The organism is Corynebacterium lowii (assembly GCF_001412085.1).
GTDB lineage: Bacteria > Actinomycetota > Actinomycetes > Mycobacteriales > Mycobacteriaceae > Corynebacterium > Corynebacterium lowii.
Genome location: NZ_LKEV01000001.1, coordinates 59,116 through 78,687 on the forward strand (window position 1 = coordinate 59,116; position 19,572 = coordinate 78,687).

Annotated in this window: 18 protein-coding genes; 10 read left to right on the plus strand and 8 right to left on the minus strand. The window is 63.7% G+C overall.

Annotated features, from left to right (window positions below; translation table 11 throughout):
* Window positions 1–22 precede the first annotated feature (22 nt).
* Genes Clow_RS00275 through Clow_RS00285 form a run of 3 tightly spaced genes read left to right on the plus strand, consistent with a single transcriptional unit; the run spans window position 23 to window position 1,740 of the window.
* Window positions 23–406 (plus strand): Rieske (2Fe-2S) protein, encoded by a 384-nt coding sequence (locus Clow_RS00275; protein WP_055174703.1) that lies wholly within the window; start codon window positions 23–25, stop codon window positions 404–406.
* Window position 407: 1 nt separating this feature from the next.
* Window positions 408–1,382: a bile acid:sodium symporter family protein gene (locus Clow_RS00280; RefSeq protein WP_370871898.1), complete on the plus strand. Its 975-nt coding sequence runs from the start codon at window positions 408–410 to the stop codon at window positions 1,380–1,382.
* 40 nt (window positions 1,383–1,422) lie between these two features.
* Entirely contained in the window at window positions 1,423–1,740 is a 318-nt protein-coding gene (locus Clow_RS00285; RefSeq protein ID WP_055174708.1) for a hypothetical protein, read from the plus strand.
* Window positions 1,741–1,787: 47 nt separating this feature from the next.
* Here the strand turns inward: Clow_RS00285 and Clow_RS00290 are convergent, their stop codons facing one another.
* The 4 genes from Clow_RS00290 to Clow_RS00305 form a co-directional block, all read right to left on the minus strand.
* Window positions 1,788–2,132, minus strand: coding sequence for a branched-chain amino acid transporter permease (locus Clow_RS00290; RefSeq protein ID WP_055174711.1), 345 nt, complete (start codon window positions 2,130–2,132; stop codon window positions 1,788–1,790).
* Window positions 2,129–2,851, minus strand: a complete 723-nt coding sequence (locus Clow_RS00295; protein ID WP_055174714.1) for an AzlC family ABC transporter permease — start codon at window positions 2,849–2,851, stop codon at window positions 2,129–2,131. Before Clow_RS00295 ends, Clow_RS00290 begins: the two co-directional genes overlap by 4 nt.
* Entirely contained in the window at window positions 2,851–3,393 is a 543-nt protein-coding gene (locus Clow_RS00300) for a YqgE/AlgH family protein (RefSeq protein WP_055176179.1), read from the minus strand. The genes Clow_RS00295 and Clow_RS00300 overlap by 1 nt, the downstream gene beginning before the upstream one ends.
* An 84-nt stretch (window positions 3,394–3,477) precedes the next feature.
* Window positions 3,478–4,986: a CCA tRNA nucleotidyltransferase gene (locus Clow_RS00305; RefSeq protein WP_055174717.1), complete on the minus strand. Its 1,509-nt coding sequence runs from the start codon at window positions 4,984–4,986 to the stop codon at window positions 3,478–3,480.
* Window positions 4,987–5,058: 72 nt separating this feature from the next.
* Between Clow_RS00305 and Clow_RS00310 the strand changes: the two genes are divergently transcribed.
* The 7 genes from Clow_RS00310 to Clow_RS00340 all read left to right on the plus strand — a co-directional run bounded on the left by Clow_RS00310 (window position 5,059) and on the right by Clow_RS00340 (window position 15,651).
* Window positions 5,059–6,000: an NUDIX hydrolase gene (locus tag Clow_RS00310; protein ID WP_055174720.1), complete on the plus strand. Its 942-nt coding sequence runs from the start codon at window positions 5,059–5,061 to the stop codon at window positions 5,998–6,000.
* On the plus strand, window positions 5,997–8,750 hold the full coding sequence (locus Clow_RS00315) for a hypothetical protein (RefSeq protein ID WP_055174723.1): 2,754 nt from the start codon (window positions 5,997–5,999) through the stop codon (window positions 8,748–8,750). Before Clow_RS00310 ends, Clow_RS00315 begins: the two co-directional genes overlap by 4 nt.
* Before the next feature lie 66 nt (window positions 8,751–8,816).
* Window positions 8,817–12,404 carry a murein biosynthesis integral membrane protein MurJ gene (murJ, locus tag Clow_RS00320; protein ID WP_245625654.1) on the plus strand — a complete coding sequence of 1,196 codons (3,588 nt, stop codon included), beginning with the start codon at window positions 8,817–8,819 and terminating at the stop codon, window positions 12,402–12,404.
* A 92-nt stretch (window positions 12,405–12,496) separates the two neighbouring features.
* Complete coding sequence (locus tag Clow_RS00325) at window positions 12,497–13,066, plus strand: sigma-70 family RNA polymerase sigma factor (protein WP_055174729.1); 570 nt, start codon at window positions 12,497–12,499, stop codon at window positions 13,064–13,066.
* Between the two features lie 69 nt (window positions 13,067–13,135).
* A complete protein-coding gene (gene trxB, locus Clow_RS00330) occupies window positions 13,136–14,077 on the plus strand; it encodes a thioredoxin-disulfide reductase (protein ID WP_055176182.1) in 942 nt (313 codons plus the stop codon).
* Between the two features lie 15 nt (window positions 14,078–14,092).
* The gene (gene trxA, locus Clow_RS00335; RefSeq protein ID WP_055174733.1) at window positions 14,093–14,416 is read left to right on the plus strand and encodes a thioredoxin; all 324 of its coding nucleotides are present in this window, start codon (window positions 14,093–14,095) and stop codon (window positions 14,414–14,416) included.
* A gap of 47 nt (window positions 14,417–14,463) precedes the next feature.
* The gene (locus tag Clow_RS00340; RefSeq protein ID WP_055174736.1) at window positions 14,464–15,651 is read left to right on the plus strand and encodes an N-acetylmuramoyl-L-alanine amidase; all 1,188 of its coding nucleotides are present in this window, start codon (window positions 14,464–14,466) and stop codon (window positions 15,649–15,651) included.
* 71 nt (window positions 15,652–15,722) lie between these two features.
* Here Clow_RS00340 and Clow_RS00345 read toward each other — a convergent pair whose 3' ends face one another.
* The 4 genes from Clow_RS00345 to yidC all read right to left on the minus strand — a co-directional run bounded on the left by Clow_RS00345 (window position 15,723) and on the right by yidC (window position 19,554).
* Window positions 15,723–16,805 carry a ParB/RepB/Spo0J family partition protein gene (locus Clow_RS00345; RefSeq protein ID WP_055174740.1) on the minus strand — a complete coding sequence of 361 codons (1,083 nt, stop codon included), beginning with the start codon at window positions 16,803–16,805 and terminating at the stop codon, window positions 15,723–15,725.
* Window positions 16,806–16,807: 2 nt separating this feature from the next.
* A complete protein-coding gene (locus tag Clow_RS00350; RefSeq protein ID WP_055174744.1) occupies window positions 16,808–17,746 on the minus strand; it encodes a ParA family protein in 939 nt (312 codons plus the stop codon).
* A 60-nt stretch (window positions 17,747–17,806) separates the two neighbouring features.
* Window positions 17,807–18,463: a 16S rRNA (guanine(527)-N(7))-methyltransferase RsmG gene (rsmG, locus tag Clow_RS00355; RefSeq protein ID WP_156334580.1), complete on the minus strand. Its 657-nt coding sequence runs from the start codon at window positions 18,461–18,463 to the stop codon at window positions 17,807–17,809.
* Window positions 18,464–18,600: 137 nt separating this feature from the next.
* Window positions 18,601–19,554 carry a membrane protein insertase YidC gene (yidC, locus tag Clow_RS00360; RefSeq protein ID WP_055174750.1) on the minus strand — a complete coding sequence of 318 codons (954 nt, stop codon included), beginning with the start codon at window positions 19,552–19,554 and terminating at the stop codon, window positions 18,601–18,603.
* Window positions 19,555–19,572 lie beyond the last annotated feature (18 nt).

Here is a 19,572-nt window from a genome sequence, read left to right on the forward strand (position 1 = left end):
TTGTGCGGCGCATACTAGGGGTATGGCTGAAAAATCGCTTCCCTCCTGTAGCCGCCGCCTCTTCCTCGTGGGCAGCGCCACCACCTTCGCCGGAGCGGTGCTCGCCGCCTGTGGTTCCGGCCCCACGGAGGAGGTGGCGGCTTCCGACGTCCCGGTGGGCAGCGCCACCATCGTCGGTGACTTCATCATCGCCCAGCCAGAGGAAGGGCAGTACCGCGTGTATTCCACCACCTGCCCGCACCAGAGCAGCAAGATCACCGAGGTGGAGGGGGAGACGGTGCGCTGCCCGGCCCATAACTCCGTGTTTTCGCTTGCCGACGGCTCCGTGGTGGACGGCCCCGCTCGCTCGCCCCTCACAGAGGGCACGGTGGAGGAAAACGGAACAAATCTGCGCGTGAGCCTCTAAAATCTCCAGGGTGAATCTGCTCAAACGCCAAGATCCCCTTATTTTCCTCATCCTCACGGCCGTGGTGGTGGCCATCGTGGCCCCCGCCCGGGGTGCCTTTGCGGAGCACTTTTCCACGGCCACTTCGGTGGCCATTGCCGTTTTATTCTTCCTCTACGGGGCGCGCCTTTCCACCAGGGAGGCGCTGCGCGGCTTGCAAAATTGGCGGCTGCACCTGCTGATTCTGTGCTTTACTTTCGTGGTATTCCCCATCATTGGCCTGGCCCTGCGCCCGCTCACTCTCTTTCTCCCGCAGGATCTGTACCTCGGTATTCTCTACCTCACCCTGGTGCCCTCCACGGTGCAATCCTCCGTGGCTTTCACCTCCCTTGCCCGCGGCAACGTGGCCGGGGCCATCGTGGCGGCCTCCGCGAGTAACCTCGCCGGGGTTTTCCTCACCCCGCTGCTGGTGCTCGCCCTCATGGATTCCGGCTCTGGGTTGCATATCGACGCCTCCGTGTTCCTGGACATCGCCCTGCAATTGCTCCTTCCCTTCATTCTGGGGCAGATAGCGCACCGCTGGGTGAAGGGTTTTGCCGCCCATAAGGCCACCAAGATCGTGGACCGCGGTTCCATCACGATGGTGGTTTATTCCGCCTTTTCCGCCGGCATGGTCGAGGGAATCTGGCAATCCACCTCGGCGCCGGAAATCATCTTTCTCATTCTGCTTTCCATCACCCTGGTGGCCTTCATGCTCTGGCTCACCAAGTTCAGTGCGCAGCGCCTGGGTTTCGATCACGGGGACGTGCTGGCGGTGCAGTTCTGCGGCACCAAGAAGTCTCTGGCCTCGGGCTTGCCGATGGCCTCGGTGATCTTTGGGGGAGCGAGCCTGGGGTTGCTTATCCTGCCGCTGATGATCTTCCATCAGGTGCAGTTGATGATGTGCTCCTGGTTGGCCTCCCGCTATGCCCGCCAGGGCACCGAAGGAACCTCATAAGCCGCAGAAGAAGAGCAGCAGCCGCGCTAAAATAGCGCCAATGAGTTCCCCCTTATTTATCCGCACCACCTTGAATATCCCCGGCGCTGGCACCGCCGTGCACGTGGCTGAGTTGCTTCCCCTCGGCCCGGAGCAGTGCCGCATGATTCGCATTGTGGAGGTTGATCCCTCGGGTAACCCCGTGGGGGCGGCCGCCGGGGGGCGGCACTACGGCATGGAGGCCCCTCCGCAGGAGATCGTGCCCCACCCCGATACCTACGGCAATTTCCCCGATATTTCCTCCGAACCCCTCAGCGCGGAGGAGTTTCAGGCCCTGTGGCAGCGGGCCGTGGCGGCCTTCCCTGGGCTCAACACTTAACCCCCGACGCCGCGCTCAACACCTCGCTACACCCCCAGCACAGCCCCCTAAAACACCGCGTTCACCAGAACCATATAGATCGCGGTGCCACCCAGGATGGAGAGCCCCGCCTGCCTCCTCCAAGCGTGCAGCCCCAACGTGGCCGCCCCCGCAATCCCGGAGGCCAGCAGACCGCCGGGGGCCTGCGTTTGCCCCGCGATGGTGTACACCACCAGCACCACCATCACCCCCACGGGCATAGTCAGCCCGAGGGTGCCCACAAAGCGGTTGTTTCGCATGAGTTTCTTAGCGCTATAGGGGAATTGGCGCAGCAGCACCGTCACGATGGCCACGGGTACAAGCACCGCCGCGACCGTCGCTAAGCTCACGCCCTCGGGCAGTCCGGCGTTCATGGCTGCCTCCTCACGGCGCGGTCCTCGTCCCAGCGGAAGCGCAGGATCAGAATGAGGAAGTAGAGCAGCAGGGCCACCATGAGCAGCTGCCCGGGAGCGATGAAGGCCGCCAGGATCGCCAGGGCACCGGAGATCAAGGGAAGAGAAAAATCCTTGTTGTTCTGGAATGATTCCCAGGCGAGGACGATAAAGAGGGCGGTGAGCGCGTAATCCATGCCCTGAATATTCGGGGGGATGATCTGCCCGAGCAGCACGCCGAGGATTCCAGGTATAACCCAAAGCAATTGGCAGAACACCTGAATCGTGAGCACTCGCGCCCCACTCAGCGAGCCCGGCGGGTGGGCGGAGGCCACGGCATAGGATTCATCGGTGAGTGCGTAGGTGGAATAGGCCTGCCCGGCCTTGGAGCGTATGGCCTCGCGGGGGAAGGTGAGGCCGTAAAAGAGGTGGCGGAAGTTCACCATGAAGCCGGTCACCGCGGCGGAGAAGGGGCCGATTCCGGCGCCCACCAGGCTGATGGCCAGGAACTCCATCGAGCCCGCATAGATCACGATGGAGAAGATCGGCGTCCACCACCAGGCATAACCGGATTGCACCATGAGCATGCCAAAGGCCAGGCCCAGTGGAATGAGGCCCAGACCCACCGTCCAGGTATCGGCTATGCCTGAGCGTATTTCCTGCCATGTTTCACGTGAAACATGGCGCCTCCCGCCACCCATTAGTTCTCTCCTGGGTCGATGGGGTAGGTGGAAAAGAGCGGCAGCGGCATGGGTTGACGACGCATGACCTCCGCCCACAGATCGGAGCGCCCGGGAGCAACCACATCGGAGGGCAGCGCCGGGGCCACGTACCAATCCCCGCGCTCAATCTCCTCGGCCAGTTGGCCCGGCCCCCACTCGGCATAACCGGCAAAGAGCCTCATGCCCTCTAGGTCCTCGCTCAGTTCCTCCGGTTCAGCCCGCAGGTCCACCATCGCCAGGCGATTAGCCAAGCGATTCAAGGCCGGATGCCCCTCAAGCTCCACGCCCTGCGCGGGCACCCCCACGCCCACCACGGACTGCTGTTGCAGCGGACCGCCGATGTACAACGCCTGGGGCTTAGCCACCACGTTCACCCATTCGGGCATCACGTTGTACACCGCCAGGTCGCTGCGGGAGGCCAGGTTCACCCCAAAGGTCAGCCTCTCGTTGTTCTCAATCACCAGAATCACCGAACGCGCAAAGTCCGCCGATTCCATTCCCGGAGCCGCCACCAGCAGCATGCCCGGAGCGGGATCGTTGCGCTCTAGAGCATTAAAAAGCCTGTCCGCGTAGTATTCCTCAGCCACCGCAATCTTCCTCTCAACCTATCCTTCGGCTTTCTCCTCGGCCCACCACTCCCGCAAAGCGGCAATGGCCTCCTCACGCTCCATCGGCCCGCGCTCCAAACGCAGCTCTTTGAGGTATCCCCAGGCGCGCCCCACCTCGGGGCCGGGACGCAGCCCCAGAATCTCCATGATCTCGTTGCCGTCCAGATCAGGGCGCACCCGCGCCAAATCCTCCTTGGCCTGGATCTCCTCGATGCGCTCTTCCAGGTGATCGTAGTGGGCACGCAGGCGCGCCGCCTTCTTTTTATTCCGGGTGGTGCAATCGGCCCGCACCAACTTATGCAGCCGGGGGAGGAGGTCACCGGCGTCGGTCACATAGCGCCGCACCGCGGAATCCGTCCACTGCCCCTCGCTAAAGCCGTGGAAGCGCATGTGCAGGAACACCAGTTGTCCCACATCGCTCACCATCTGCTTGGAGTACTTCAGCGCCCGCATGCGCTTGCGCACCATCTTCGCGCCCACCACCTCGTGATGGTGGAAGGTCACCCCACCGCCCGGCTTGGCGGCACGGGTGGCGGGCTTTCCGACGTCGTGAAGCAAAGCCGCCCAGCGCAGCACCAGGTCGGGCCCCTCGGCGGGGTCCTCCTGGTCGATGGCCTGGCGCAGCACCGTCATGGAGTGGGCGTAGACGTCCTTGTGCTGCATGTGTTCGTCGGGGGTGAGGTGCAGGCCGGCCACCTCGGGGAAAATGATCTCCGCGATGCCGGTGCGCACCAGGATCTCCCAACCCTCCTCCGGGTAGGCGCCGGCCATGAGTTTGTCCAGTTCGGTGCGCACCCGCTCGGCAGTGATGCGGCGAATCTCTCCGGCCATGCTGCGCATGGCGGCCTCCACGCGCTCAGCCAGACCCACACCCAGTTGGGAGACGAAGCGCGCGGCGCGCAGCATTCTTAGGGGATCGTCGGAGAAGGATTGTTCCGGGGCCGCCGGAGTATCGAGGATTCCGGCGCGCAGGGCGGCCAGGCCGTTCATGGGGTCGTGGAAGCGGCCCTCCACCGCACCGGTAGCAGAAGCAGCACCAGCACCCGGAAAAAGCTCCACCGCCATCGCATTCAACGTAAAGTCCCGGCGCACGAGGTCGCCCTCTAAGGTGTCCCCAAAGCGCACCTCGGGGTTGCGCGAGATTCCATCATAGGAATCAGAGCGAAAGGTGGTGATCTCTATTTGCTGCCCGGCCTTTTCCGCCGAGACCGTACCGAACTCAATCCCGGTATCCCATACGGCGGGGGCGTAGCCCTCCAGAATCTCCTTGATCGTCTCCGGGCGCGCCGAGGTGGTGAAGTCAAGGTCGTGGCCCAGTCGGTTAAGCAGCGCATCGCGCACGGAGCCACCCACCAGGTAGAGCGATTCCCCGCGCTGGGCAAAGGCCACCACGAGGTCGCTGAGCACCGGGCTGAGTGTGCTCACCGCGTGCTGGGCGCGCACCAGCATCTCTGCCTCGGAGAGTTCTGCCTGGGTTTCCTGGTGTTCCTGGTGTTTCACCCGCATTATCCTACCTTCCTCGCTCAAACCCACCTCGCGGAATACCGCCGCCAGCGCTAAGCGGATACCATCTAGGTAATGAAGGAAAGGGACGAACGCGCAAGCCAGGCCGGTGGCTCCGGTACGCCTGGCGGTTCTGGCGCGTCGGGAACGTCCGGCAATCAGTCTGGTCATCGCCGCAAGCGACGCCGCCGGGGTGGGCGCGGCCGCAATGGTCAGGGCAACCATAATCAAAGCCGCAATAATCAGGCCAGCGATAACGGCAACGCGCCGTCGCACGCGGAATCCACGGGGGAAGAAAACCCGCAGTCCAGCGGCCATACGGGCAACCGCCGGAAGCGACGCCGCCAGGGGAACCGCAACCAAGGCAGCAACGGCGGGAGCAGGAATACGCAGCGCTCCGGCCAGCGGCGCGGCAATAAAAATTGTGCCTCCAAGCGCCGTTCCTCAGCTCGCGGTGGGCGCGGCGGCCACCGGGGGTACTCCTCTTCCCGGCGCGGCCCCGCTCCCTCGCACTTCGATACCCGGCGCGAGACCTCGGCGGGAGGCCTCGTGGTATCCGGCCTGGCGGAGTCCGTGCGCCCCGATGGCAGCGTGGATCTTTCCCGCCTGTACGTGGCTCTCATCGGTCGCTTGGATCGCCGGGGCCGCCTGCTGTGGTCCATGCCCAAGGGCCACGTGGAACCGGGGGAGGATCACCGCTCCACCGCGCAGCGCGAGGTGTGGGAGGAAACCGGCATCAGCGGCGAGGTCTTTGCGGAGCTCGGCGTGATTGATTATTGGTTCGTTTCCGAGGGGGTGCGGATTCACAAAACCGTGCATCACCACCTGCTGCGTTATGTGGACGGCTACCTCAATGATGAGGACCCCGAGGTCACGGAGGTGTCCTGGATTCCGGTGCACCAACTCATCGAACACCTCGCCTATGCCGATGAGCGCAAGCTCGCCAGGGTCGCGCACGATATTCTCCCGGATCTCGCCCGCGCGGAGCACCAGGCAGGAAGGCACACCCCTCGATGACCTTCCCGGGGCCTTTCTCCCGCCGCGCGCTGCTGCGCCCGCTGAGCCTGGCGGCCGTCGTTAGCACTCTGGCGCTGGGCACAACGCTGGGTGTGGGACTGCCCGCGCAGGCCGACGTCCTGCCGCTTTCGCCCACGGCGGAGGATTCCAAGGACGCCTGGGTGAATCCCGCGGTGCGCGCGGGGGAGGAAGAGAGTCCGGTCACGGTGGAGTTGCTGGACATCAATGGGGGGAAGCAGGCGCATCTCGCGCCGGGCCACGAGTTGAGCCTGAGCCTGCGGCTGCGCAATGTTTCTTCCGAGCCCGTGGAAGAACTCGCCGTGAGCCTCCGCCGGGGGCAGGCCGTGCCCACCGTGGCCGCTCTGCGGCAGGCCCTCGCGCAGGATTCCACTGCTTATACGCAGGGGGGTAGTCCGCTGTTGTTGGGCGATCCCCTCGGGCCAGGGGAGGAGCGGGTGGTGGAGCTGCGCGCCGCCACGAGCACCGCGGAGCAATCCGCCGAGACCCTGGCCCTGGAGGCTGGTTCCACCTACCCCATGCTGGTGGCGGTCACGGGCGTGACGGGGGCCAGCAGCACAGCGGGAACCAGCGGTGCAACGGCGTCCGGCAACACTGCGGGAGACAACACTGCGGGAGGCACCGGCGCTGCGGAGGGCACCGTACGAGAATTGGATACCGAGCGCTTTGCCGTGGACGTGGGCGAGGGAGAGGAGGCCCGCGCACAAAACGAGCAGCAGGACGAACAGCAAAGCAGCGAGCAAGACGAGCAACAGAGCACCCAGCAAGACGGCGAGCAGAACACAACAGAAACAGAAGAAACCCCACCGGGCCTCTCGCTGCTCTACCCCCTTTCCGAGCCCACGCACATCGTGCCGGGGGAAACCGGGGAGGCCCCGGAATCCGCCCCCCTCATCCTCAGCGAGGATTCCCTGGCTCATTCCCTGGCCGCGGGGGGCCGCCTCCACATGCTCTTGGGTGCCTATGAGAAGGCGCTGGCCTCCTCCCAGGTGGCTCAGTCCTCCTGCCTGGCTCTCGATCCCGCGCTGTTGAGCACCGTTGCGCGCATGGGGGAGGGGTACACGGTAAGCCCCCAGCGCCGGAGCCTCAGTGAGCCCACGCGCCGCCTGCGCGATAGTTGGCAATCCTCTTCCGAGGATGCCGAGGCCACCCCCGGTTCCGGGGTGCAGGCGGCTCAGTCCTGGTTGGAGCGTCTGCGTGGCGTGGCGGCGAATCACTGCGTGGTGAGCCTGCCGTGGGCCAATGCGGATCTCGACGCCGTGCAGCGTACCGCGAACCCGTGGCTCATGCGCGAGGCCCTTCAACGCGGCCAGGAGGTCATTGCGGAGACCATCGGCGTGACGCCTCAGCGCGGCGTCGTGGTGCCCGGTTCCGGTTATGTTTCCGAGGCCACAGTGCCCGCCCTGGGCTGGGCAGGGCAGGAGAGCACGGCGCTCTCCCAGGAGTGGGAAAGCGCCGCCTCTGCGGGTTCCCAGGAAAATACTCGGGACCTCGGCAGCGCTGATTCCACCCTGGATTCGCCTTCGCTTCCCGACGCCACCGGCTCCATCTACCCCCAAGCGCCCCAGCATCCCGTGTCCGTCCTGGTGGCCGATAACACCGTGTGGTCGGTGCCCAAGGTGGATCGCTTTGCCCAGATTGGCGCCAATATCCGGGCGATCACCTACCCGGCCTCGCTGGCCGCCACGCTGGCCGCCACGGGGGACGACCCCGCCACGATGGGGTATTCCAATCCGGAGGGGCGCTTTGATCCCACCCTGGATTCCCCGGTGGCGCGGCAACTCACGGCGGCTTCGGCCGTGCGGCGTTCCCTGGACAAGGCCCATCAGGACCAGCAGCCCATGTTGATTGCCCCGCCCGCCACCTTGAGCGCCGATACCGGGGCAATGTTGTTGGAGGAGACCCAGGCCGCTCTGGAGGAACAGCGCGCCACGCCCTTGAACCTCAACGGCTACCTCAGCCCCGAGCAGCGGCAGGAAAGCGATCTCGCCGCTATCGCTCAGGTGGCAGAAGTGCCCTCAACGCCCCGCCTGGGTGCGCCTTTCCTCGATCCCGCGGTGTATAGCGATACCGAGGTGCTGCGCACCATGCAGCAGGCGAACTACACCGATGATCTCACCGGCCTCATGGTGAATGATCCCAGCATTGCGCTGAGCCGTTATGGCTTCACCGCCCCGTTGCGTCAGGATCTCCTCACGGCCTTGTCCACCACGCGCCGCCGCGGAATGCACAGTTTCGATTCCGCCGTGGAGGATTCTTCCCGGCGCCTCAATGGCAACCGCGAGATTCTTCAGGATCTACGCGGTTCCGTGGCCCTGCTTCCGCCCGGCAATGTGTACACGCGCACCTCGGATTCCTCCCCGCTACTCATCGTGGCAAAGAATGGTTTGCCCCTTCCGGTGGATGCCACCATGCGCTATCACGCGCAGCAGGAGGCCACGATTAGCACTCCCACGCACCTGCGTATTCCCGCCCGCGGTTCCATCACCGTGCAGATGACGGCGGATATTGAGGATAGGGACGAGCAGGCCCACATGGATCTGTGGCTGGCCTCCTCCGATGGCTCCACCATCTCCGCCCCCGTGCACATTGCAGTGCACACGCGGGCGGGCCTGGTGGGCACCTCAACGCTGCTCGCGGGCCTCGCCGGTCTCCTCGCGGCCTGGATATTATTCCGCCTGGGGCGCAAGCGCGCGCTTGCTCGCCCGAAGCGCCCGGAGATTAAGAACTAATTACATCCCGGCCACAGGGCCGTGTCAGTTTCCTTTCACGGGTTTCAGCCACAACAATGGTCACTCGTGAACGCCACAGATCCACAGCACAGGCCATCGGGCCCCGAGCCGGAGCGATCCAGCCAGGGTTTGCGCTCCCGCATCGTGGCCCCCACGCCGCCCGCCCCGGTGCCCGAGGTAAAAAGAAAGCCTCAACCCGCGTCCCCGGCCGAGGTTGATCGCTCCAACCTCAGCCACGCGCCGGGGCAGGCACCGAGTCAGGCGCCCACCCTCAGCACCCCGCCCGGACGGCGCACAGAGGCAAACACGGCAACGGCTATCGACGCCCCCGAGCAGGCGGAGGAGACCACCGACGGCGACGTCGTGCGCTCCACCGGCTCGATGGCGGTGGCCACTCTGATCTCCCGTATCACGGGTTTCTTGCGCACGGTGCTCCTGGGTTCTTCCCTGGGCACGGCGGTGGGCTCGGCCTTTGGTACGGCCAATACGCTGCCCAACCTCATCACCGAGGTGGTCCTCGGCGCGGTGCTCACCTCCCTGGTGGTGCCGGTGTTGGTGCGTGCGGAAAAGGAGGACCCGGATAGGGGAGCGGCCTTCATCCGAAGATTGTTTACCCTGGCGTTCTCCCTGCTCACGGTCATTACGCTGCTCGCTGTGGCGGCCGCCCCCTTGCTCACCCAGATGTTGGTGCGTAAGTCGGGCGAGGTCAATATCACGCAGTCCATTTCCTTTGCCTATTGGCTGCTGCCCCAGATTTTCTTCTACGGGTTGTTCTCCCTTTTCATGGCGATTCTCAATACCAAGGGAGTGTTCCGCCCAGGAGCCTGGGCCCCGGTGGCCAATAACATCATCAGCATTGCGGTGCTGTTGCTCTATCAGTTCGTACCGGGGCGGCTTTCCGACTCCGCCCCTTCCGGCCCCTTTGATCCCCACGTGATGCTGCTGGGTCTGGGCACCACCCTGGGCGTGGTGATGCAGCTGCTCATCATGGTGCCACCATTGCGGAAGGCGGGCGTGGATCTGCGCCCGCTGTGGGGGATTGATGATCGCCTCAAGGAGTTTGGCGGCATGGCCGTGGCGATCATCGTGTACGTGGCTATCTCGCAGCTTGGCTACAGCATCACCAGCCAGATCGCCTCGGGTTCCTCCAAGGCCGCGCCGTTGATTTATCAAAACCACTGGCTGCTGCTCCAGGTGCCCTATGGCATCATCGGCGTCACCTTGCTCACGGCCATCATGCCGAGGCTTTCGCGCAAGGCCGCCGAGGGCGATGACAGGGGAGTGGTGGACGATCTCACCCTGGGCACCAAGCTCACCTTCATTGCGCTTATCCCCATCGTGGTGTTCTTTACCGCCTTCGGCCAGGACATCGCCTTCGGCCTTTTCCGCTACGGTCACTTCGATCCCCATTCGGCCTCGGTGCTGGGTCTCACGCTGAGTTTCTCGGCCTTTACTCTCATCCCCTATGCCCTGGTGTTGCTGCACCTGCGCGTGTTCTACGCCCGTGAGGAGGCCTGGACGCCCACCTTCATCATCGCGGGAATCACGGTCACCAAGATCGTGCTGTCGTACCTGGCCCCCTCGGTGGCGTCCTCCCCGGATCGCGTGGTGGTGCTCCTGGGCGCGGCTAATGGCTTCGGCTTCGTGGCCGGTGCCGTCATCGGGGCGATGTTGCTGCGCCGTAAATTAGGCCCGTTGGGTGCTCCCACGATCATGCGTACCTCGCTGTGGGCCTTCGGGGCGTCGCTCGTGGGCGTTTTCGTGGCGGCCGTCGCCAGTATTCTGCTGGGCCGTTTGGTGGGGCCGGAGGCCCTGGGTTCGCTGTGGGTTTTGGTGCGGCTGTGCGTCATCGGCGTGGTGTTCCTCGTCGTGACGGGCGTGGTGCTCTCCTTCTCCCGCCTGCCGGAGGTGCAGAACCTCGGCGCGGTGGCACAGCGTATTCCGGGCATGAATCGCCTCATCCGCACCGATCCCGAGCGTCAGATTCAGGTGGATGCCCCCACCCAGCAGGAGCTTTCCACGCAGTTCATCGGCTCGGATACGTTTAATGCCTCCCCGGTGCCTCCGCCGATGTCGGCCGGTGTGGTGCGCGGCCCGCGTCTGGTGCCGGGTGCTCCAGTTTCCGATGGTCGTTTCCGCCTGTTGGTGGATCACGGTTCCGTGACGGGCGCGCAGTTCTGGCAGGCCAAGGAGCAGGCCACGGGTCGTTTGGTGGCGTTGGTCTTTGTGGATACCAGCGGCACCTCTCCGATGGCTCCGGTGAGTCCTGCGGCGGCGGCCGGGGCGGCGTCGGAAGTTGCGCGCCGCACTCGCGCCCTGGCGGCCCTGGGGCACCCGGCGATCGCCCCGAATATCGAGGTTTCCGCCTATCGTTCCGGCTGCCTCGTGGTGGCGGATTGGGTGGAGGGCACCTCGCTGAAGGAGATTTCCCGCTCCGAGGAGATTCATCCCCGCGCCGCCGCCTACGCCCTGGCACCGCTGGTGCACGCCACCGCGGCTGCCGACGCCCTGCATACCCCGCTGGGCTTGGATAACTGGGGTCGCATCCGCATTACCACCTCCGGCACGGCGGTGCTCGCCTTCCCCGCCGTGCTCTCCAGCGCCTCCACGGCCCAGGACCTCGATGCGCTTGCCTGGGCGCTCAACCTCCTCATCGACGAGGACGCCCCCGCGGACGTGCAGGCCGCCAAGCAAAAGGTGGAGGCCGCCGCCACGCTCGCTGCCGATGAGAATGCCTCGGCTCAGGAAAGGGAGCAGATCGACGCCGCGGGCCTGCGCGAGCTCAGCGAGGAGCTGCGCCAGGCGGGGTTGGCGGAGACTCCATCTTCCTCTGCCGATACCAGCGAAACCGCCGCTGTGCCCTCGCCCAGCGAGCAGGCCCGCCGCCGCGCTCAGGCGCTGAGCGTCCCAGCCGAATCCACCCCCCAGGTGGAGGAGCGCCCCGGTTTCGGTGCGAAGTCCATGACGCGCAGCGGCACCGCCGGCCTGGGAGTCATCGTCTTTGCCGCAGTGATCGCCCTGGCCGTCACCGCCACCTATGTGGCCTCCGTGATCGGGGGCGAGGATGGTTCTTCCCCCGTCAACCCCGGCTCCTCACACACCAGCGAGGTAGCCCCGCCGCAGATACAGCCGCTCAGCGGCATCAACGTGTGGCAAGCCACCGGCTCCGAGGGGCAAAGCGATCACCCCCAGGACGTCAATTACGCGGTGGACGGTAACCCCACTACCTCGTGGAGTTCCGATGAATACCCCCAGGGCTTCGGGAACAAACCAGGGGTGGGCCTGCTGGTGCGCCTCCAAAATCCCATCCAGGCCACGGAGCTTGAGATATTGAGTTCCGCGCCGGGCAGTCACGCGGTGATCTATGCCATCCCCAGCAGCATGGATTCCGCGGAGTTGGAGGAGAACCTGGATCTCAGCACCATTCCCTTGGTGGCGGAGGGAACGCTGGGGGAGGGCACCACGGCCCTGCCCTTGGCCTCCACCTCGGAGCCCGCGCAGGCCCTCGTGGTGTGGTTCGATGCGGTGTCTCCGCAGACGCATACCGTGAGCGTGTCTAATATGTCGATCCTTGGCACCAAGGTTTCCCGCAACGAGGCCACCACGGAGGTGCCAGTACCGCAGGTGGACGGGGGTACCCGCCCAACGCAATAGGCGCGAATCAGCGGCGCCCAGCGGCACGCCGCGCTCTAATGGTGTGAGGCTCCTCGGGGGAGGGGCCTCACACTCATATCACGGGGGAATCCATGAAAAACCTATCCGATAGTCAGCTCGTGGTGGCCTACCTCGCGGGGGAAGCCGCCGCCTTCGCGGAGATCGTTACCCGCCACGGAACGCGCCTGCTGTGGGTGGCGCGCCGCTACAGCCGCAATGAGCACGACGCCCACGACATCGTGCAGGATGCCCTGTTGCGCGCCTCCCAGAGCCTGCACACCTTCCGCAGGGAATCCAAGCTCAGCACCTGGCTGCACCGCCTGGTGGCCAATTCCGGCTACGACTTCGCCCACCACCGCCACCTGCGCGAGAGCCCCACGCTGGACGACGACCGCACCTCCCGGGACACAGATCTGCGCCTGGCCTACGATCCGTTACGCCACATTGATACCCGGCTCACCCTGGAATCGGCGCTCAACCAGGTGCGCCCCGATCAGGCCGCAGCCCTCGTGCTTATCGACGCCGCGGGCTACAGCGTTGCCCACGTAGCCGCGATGGAGGGCGTGCAGCCGGGGACGGTGAAATCGCGCCGGGCGCGGGCCAAAACCGCGCTGCGGGAGATCATGATGGCGCAGGAATCAACGGTGCGGCCTTCCCGTTGAAATGGCATAGTGGGTGCCCCGATTACACTTGGGCACGGCACAAAAAGGCTCTTGCAGGAAGGCATGAATATGGCGAGCACAGATACCATTCACGACGTAGCCATCATCGGCTCCGGCCCCGCCGGGTACACCGCCGCGCTGTACGCGGCGCGCGCCTCGCTCAAGCCCATCGTGTTTGAGGGCTACGAGTACGGTGGCTCCCTCATGCAAACCACCGAGATAGAAAACTATCCCGGCTTCCAGCAGGGCATCATGGGTCCGGAACTCATGGAGCAGATGCGCGCCCAGGCCGAGCGCTTTGGCGCCGATCTGCGCATGGAACTGGTGGATCGCGTGGAGCTAGAGGGCGAGGTTAAGCACCTCTTCGTGGGAAAGGAGGAGTACCTGGCCCGCACCGTGATTCTGGCCACGGGTGCCGCCCCGCGCCTGCTCGGAGTAGAGGGCGAGCAGCAGTTCATGGGCCGGGGCGTATCCACCTGCGCCACCTGCGATGGTTTCTTCTTCCGCGGCCACCAGATCGCCGTAATCGGCGGCGGCGATTCCGCAATGGAAGAGGCCACCTTCCTCACCAAGTTCGCCGATAAGGTCACCCTGGTGCATCGCCGCGAGGAGTTCCGCGCCTCCCCCATCATGGTGGAGCGCGCCCGCGCCAACGAGAAGATTGAGTTCCTCACTAACAAGGAGGTCGATCACGTGCTCGGCGCCGAGGGCAAGGTTTCCGGCCTGGTGCTGCGCGATACCGTCACGGGGGAGACCTCCGAACTGGATGTCACCGCGATGTTCGTGGCCATCGGGCACGATCCTCGCTCCGAGTTCCTCCAGGGCCAGGTGGAGTTGAAGGCGGGCGGTTATGTGGCCACCCGCGAGCCCTCCACCCTCACCTCCGTACCCGGTGTGTTTGCCGCTGGCGACTTAGTGGACGATCATTACCAGCAGGCCATTACCGCCGCCGGTTCGGGATGCCGGGCCGCCCTGGATGCCCAAAACTATCTGGCCGAAAACCTCGGCTAGGGAAAGGGAAACTGCATGTCTACCCTCAGCAGTGTCACCCAAGACTCCTTCCGTTCCACCGTGATCGAATCCGATGTACCCGTGCTCGTGGACTTCTGGGCGCAATGGTGTGGACCCTGTACCAAGCTCACCCCGGTGCTAGAAGAGCTGGCCGAGGAGTATGGGGATTCCCTCAAAATCGTCAAAGTAGATGTGGATGCCGAGCGCGGCCTCGGCGCGATGTTCCAGATCATGTCCATCCCCTCCCTCCTTCTGTTCAAGGACGGTAAAAAGGTGGATCAAATCATAGGAGCGCGCCCCAAGGCGGACATCGTGGCAAAACTCAATTCCATCCTCTAGCTGCTAATCTGGTTGAGTTATCATCATTACTCTTAGGAAGGACTCACGTGGCGGACGTACTCCGGGTCGGTGATCGCAGCCCGCGCGTCGCAGAGGCTCGTGTTACCCTAGCGCGCCTCGGTCTCATCCAGAACTACACGGGAGACGTGCGCCCCACGGGCGATTCTCAGCAGTTCAACGACGGGGACACTTACTTTGACGCCCCCCTGGCCGAGGTCATCAAGGCCTTCCAGCAATCCAGGGGTATCCTCCCCACCGGAGCTATCGACGACACCACGCTGCGCGAGATGCGCGGAGCCTCCTACACCCTCGGCGCCCGCGCCCTGGCCTACCAGGAGGATAACCCCCTGGTGGGCGATGACGTGGTGCAGCTTCAGGAAAATCTCCAAGAACTCGGCTTTTATTCCAGCCGCCTCGACGGCCACTTTGGCCCCGATACGCACTACGCCCTGCTCAGCTACCAAATCAACGGCGGCCTCGATCCCGATGGCGTATGCGGCCCCGATACCATTCGCGCACTGAGCCTCCTGGGGCGCCGTATTCGCGGTGGCTCCGCTCAGGCCATCCGCGAGCGCGAGGATATGCGCCAGGCCGGGCCGCAACTGGCCGGCAAGCGCGTGGTGATTGATCCCGCCCTGGGTGGAAAGCACACCGGCCAGGTGGTACGTGGGCGCTACGGGGAGATCACCGAGGAGGAGATTCTGTGGGATCTGGCCTCCCGCGTGCAGGACAGGATGCGCGCCATCGGCATGGAGACCATCATCTCCCGGCCGCGCATGGATAACCCCTCCGCCAAGGATCGCGCCGATATGGCCAATGCCTTTGGGGCTGACATCGTTATTTCCCTGCAATGCGATGCCTACCAAAATGACAAGGCCTCCGGAGTGGCCACCTTCTACTTCGGTTCCGAGGTGGGCTCTAGTTCTCTTACCGGAGAGGCCCTTTCCGGCTATATCCAGCGTGAGATCGTGGCCCGCACGGCCCTCCAAAACTGCGGTAGCCACGCCCGCACCTGGGAGATTCTGAGGCTTACCCGCATGGCCACCGTAGAGGTGGTGGCCGGTTACCTCACCAATCCCGAGGACGTGGCCGTGATGACCAATCCCACCAGCCGCGACGCCATCGCGGAGGCCGTGGTGGTGGCCGTTAAGCGCCTGTATCTGTTGGAGGAGGATAACCAACCCACGGGTACCTATCGCTTTGCCGAACTGCTGGCTGCGGAACAGCGGGGTTAAAACCCTCCGCATAAGAAAAGAAACCCCGGTTCAATCTCCCTGAACCGGGGTTTCTTTCATAGAGCGGTCTCTTAGGCTCGTCCCTCCATGAGGGCCAGGATGCGATCAAAGTCCTCCTGGTCTCCGAACTCCACCACCATCTTGCCCTTGCGCTTACCCATCGTCACGGTCACCTTGGTATCCCAACGGTCTCCAAGGCGCTCAGCGGTCCGGGTAAAGTGCTCCGGCTGGGGGAGGGGAGTGCGCTTGGCCTTCTTTACCGGCCCGTGCCCATTATTGAGCAGCGTGACGGCCTCCTCCGTGGCACGCACAGAAAGGCCCTCAGCCACAATCCGCTCGGCAAGCTGTACTTGGTCCTCTTCGCCTGTTTTCAGGCCCATGAGGGCCCGCGCGTGACCCGCAGAGAGCACGCCCGCAGCCACCTTCGTTTGAACGGAAACCGGCAAGGAGAGCAACCGGATCGTATTGGTAATGGTGGGGCGGCTGCGCCCCAAACGCTGCGCTAGTTGATCCTGCGTTACCCCGAACTCGTCGAGGAGCTGCTTATAAGCCGCTCCCTCTTCGAGGGGGTTGAGCTGCACGCGGTGAATATTCTCCAAGAGGGCGTCCCGGAGCATATCGCCGTCATCGGTCTCCCTCACGATGGCGGGGATAACGCGCAATCCCGCCTTGCTCGCGGCCCGCCAGCGGCGCTCACCCATGATGATCTCGTAGCCGCTATCATCCGCGGCGCGACGCACCACGATGGGTTGCAGCAGGCCAAACTCCTTCACGGAGTGCACGAGTTCTTCCAGGGCCTCTTCATCAAAGACCTGCCGGGGCTGCTTCTCATTAGGAATGATCTCCCCAAGGGGAATCTCACGGTAGGAGGCCCCAAACTCATTCCCGGCAGAAGGCGCAGGGGTCGCCTCGCGCTTTCCGGCCTGAGCGATGAGCGGTGGCACGTGCTTGGGCGAGTTACCAGAAGAAGATGTTTCACGTGAAACATTCCTCCCCAGAACAGAATCCGCACCCCGTTCTGCCTGCCGCGAACGGCCCGCTCCGATGATTGCATCGGCGGCAGAATCGGAGAGCCGAGGTTTAGACGGCCCCTGGGGGATGAGGGCTCCCAACCCTCGCCCGAGACCACCCTTACGAGTTTCATTGGCTGCCACGTCTATTCCCTTTCTTCCTGGGCACTCTCGGCCAGGCGTTCAGCCGTTTCCGGGCTTACTCCGATGGGGCCAGTTCCTTCTGCCGGGCTATAATCCCCGCGTGTGGCGAACTCCTCCGAGGCCGCCACATAGGCCATCGCCCCGCGAGAAGCCGGATCATAGGCCAGCACGGGCATTCCGTAACCTGGCGCCTCCGATACCTTCACCGAACGGGGGATAACGGTGCGCAAGGTGACGTCGCCAAAGTGTTCCTTCACCTCGGTTGCCACCTGCTCCGCGAGCTTGGTGCGGGCGTCGTACATAGTGAGCAAAATGGCCGAAATATGCAGTTGCGGGTTGAGGTGCTGCCGAATCATGGAGATGTTATTGAGCAGCTGGCCCACTCCCTCCAGGGCGTAGTATTCGCACTGAATCGGAATGAGCACCTCCTCCACAAAGGTCATGGCGTTGATCGTCAGCAACCCAAGGGAAGGGGGGCAATCAATGAACACAAAGTCAAAGCCCCATTGATCCAAGAATTGCCCCTTGAGCGCATCGTAAAGCCGATACTCGCGGCGCACCATAGAAACTAGTTCAATCTCTGCCCCCGCAAGATCAATGGTCGCGGGGATGCAAAAGAGATTCTGACTATGCGGGGAAGCCTGCATCGCTTCCTCCGGGGTGGCCTCGCCAATGAGCACCTCGTAACTCGATACCGTGCCCGCGCGATGTTCCACCCCCATCGCGGTAGAGGCGTTGCCCTGGGGGTCCAGATCAATCACCAGAACCTTCATCCCGCAGGCGGCTAATCCGGCGGCGAGGTTCACGGAGGAGGTCGTTTTACCCACTCCGCCCTTCTGATTGGCGATGGTCACCAGGCGCGGCCTCTCCGGCTTTGGCAGGGGAGCACTGAGCGGAATAGCGGAGGTTCCATCACGATATTGTTCTTCTCTATCGACCATCGCGCTCGCCCGCCTCTTTATCCTTCCTACATTTCATTTTCCGGCCTCCTTCGTTCACGTTTAACGCACCCGCGGGATGCGCACCACCGTGGAGGGCTCCTCCAAGTAATCCGCGCCCACCTGGATTACTTCGCCCGCGCCACCGCCAGCGGCACGGATTTTCTCTGCATCACGTTCTAATTCTTCCCTCACGGAAGCCCCCTTCATCGCTATCATTGCCCCCGTCTTGCCCACCAGGGGCATAGACCATGTGCATAGTTTACCCAAGGGAGCCACCGCGCGGGAGGTTACGACGTCGGCCCGCCCTACCTGGGCGCGCAGGGCCTTCTCCTCCGCGCGGCCACGCACCACGCGCACGTGGCTCAACTGCAATTGCTCCACTACTTCGCCCAGATACACCGATCGTTTCAGCAGTGGTTCCACGAGGGTGATCTGAAGATCCGGCCGGGCAAGGGCCAGGGGAATCCCTGGAAGTCCCGCGCCCGAGCCCACATCAATCACGGAGGCCCCCTCGGGGATAGCCTCGCCAATCACCCCACAGTTGAGCACGTGGCGTTCCCACAGGCGTGGCACCTCGCGGGGGCCGATGAATCCTCGCTCAGATCCCACCGTGGCAAGAGAAGCATGGTAGGCCGCCGCCTTATCCAGATTCTCGCCAAAAATACGCTCCGCCGCGGGAGGCGGGGCAGGAAAATCACTAGGTTTCACGTGAAACATCCTTGCTATCATCGGGGCTTCCAGCTGAGCAATGCTCAATGAGAAAAGACTATCAGCCACATGCGACAGCGCCCGCCACCTCCGGGAGGTAACGGGCGCTGAGCTGGAAAAATACGGGGCAGGAGAGCGCTGCGCTTTTAGCCGCGCTTGCCACCCTTCTTCTTCGGGTTCTTCGGCTTTACGCCGGGTTTGGGGGCCGTCGCACGCTTAGCCTCCTTGATTGCGGCCTCCTCGGCCTCTTCCTCCCGATCCAACTTGGCAAAGATGTAGCGGTTCTGGAAGAAGGTCCACAGGTTGTTCGCCACCATGTAGAAGAGCAAACCGATGTGCCAGATAAAGCCCGTGAACAAAATCGTGGCCGGCAGGAACCACAACATCATGCGATTCATCATGTTCATCTGCATGGCCGCCTGCTCGGAAGCCGGAGCCTGCTGCTTGCCCGAGGCGCGTCGCGCCTCCTGACGGTCCACCGAAAGCCGCGCGTTAAAGTGCGTGGCCAGCACAATAATCAGAATCAGGGGAGCCGCCACCGCGATGATGGTGCCGCGGCTGAAATCGGCGTTGGGGAAGGCCGCAAACATCTCGCTCGGCATGGAGATATATGCGGAAAGGGGTACGCCAAAGAAGTTAGAATCCAGGAAGGATTGCACATCATCCGCGCTAAAGATGTAGTTCGGGGTCATGCGGTTTTGTTCCACCGTCAGACCCACATCACTACCCGTGCGGTTGAAGGATCGCAGCACGTGGAACAGACCGATGAATACCGGGAACTGCGCCAACACGGGCAGGCAGCCCGCCAGAGGATTCACGCCCATCTCCTTTTGGAGCTTGCGGGTTTCCTCCATCATCTTCTGCTGGTCATTCTTATATTTATCTCGAATGGCCTGCATCTGCGGGGCGAACTTCTGCATCTTCACCGAGGAACGCATCTGGTTCACCATCGGTTTAAAGAGCAGGAGACGCAAGGTAAAGGTCAAGAATACGATCGCCAAAATCCACGAGAGGGCGGAATCAGCCCCAAAGGGATAGGCGAAGATCTTGTGCCAGAACCACAGGACCGCAGAGATCGGCCAATAAATGAAGTTGAGCACTGTACGTCCAAACTCCTG

Bases quoted from the DNA above. Each gene is read 5' to 3' on its own strand.
- Clow_RS00275 (WP_055174703.1), top strand. From the start codon at position 23: ATGGCTGAAAAATCGCTTCCCTCCTGTAGCCGCCGCCTCTTCCTCGTG.
- Clow_RS00285 (WP_055174708.1), top strand. From the start codon at position 1,423: ATGAGTTCCCCCTTATTTATCCGCACCACCTTGAATATCCCCGGCGCT.
- Clow_RS00290 (WP_055174711.1), bottom strand. From the start codon at position 2,132: ATGAACGCCGGACTGCCCGAGGGCGTGAGCTTAGCGACGGTCGCGGCG.
- Clow_RS00295 (WP_055174714.1), bottom strand. From the start codon at position 2,851: ATGGGTGGCGGGAGGCGCCATGTTTCACGTGAAACATGGCAGGAAATA.
- Clow_RS00300 (WP_055176179.1), bottom strand. From the start codon at position 3,393: ATGCTGCTGGTGGCGGCTCCGGGAATGGAATCGGCGGACTTTGCGCGT.
- Clow_RS00305 (WP_055174717.1), bottom strand. From the start codon at position 4,986: ATGCGGGTGAAACACCAGGAACACCAGGAAACCCAGGCAGAACTCTCC.
- Clow_RS00310 (WP_055174720.1), top strand. From the start codon at position 5,059: ATGAAGGAAAGGGACGAACGCGCAAGCCAGGCCGGTGGCTCCGGTACG.
- Clow_RS00315 (WP_055174723.1), top strand. From the start codon at position 5,997: ATGACCTTCCCGGGGCCTTTCTCCCGCCGCGCGCTGCTGCGCCCGCTG.
- Clow_RS00325 (WP_055174729.1), top strand. From the start codon at position 12,497: ATGAAAAACCTATCCGATAGTCAGCTCGTGGTGGCCTACCTCGCGGGG.
- trxB (WP_055176182.1), top strand. From the start codon at position 13,136: ATGGCGAGCACAGATACCATTCACGACGTAGCCATCATCGGCTCCGGC.
- trxA (WP_055174733.1), top strand. From the start codon at position 14,093: ATGTCTACCCTCAGCAGTGTCACCCAAGACTCCTTCCGTTCCACCGTG.
- Clow_RS00350 (WP_055174744.1), bottom strand. From the start codon at position 17,746: ATGGTCGATAGAGAAGAACAATATCGTGATGGAACCTCCGCTATTCCG.
- rsmG (WP_156334580.1), bottom strand. From the start codon at position 18,463: ATGTTTCACGTGAAACCTAGTGATTTTCCTGCCCCGCCTCCCGCGGCG.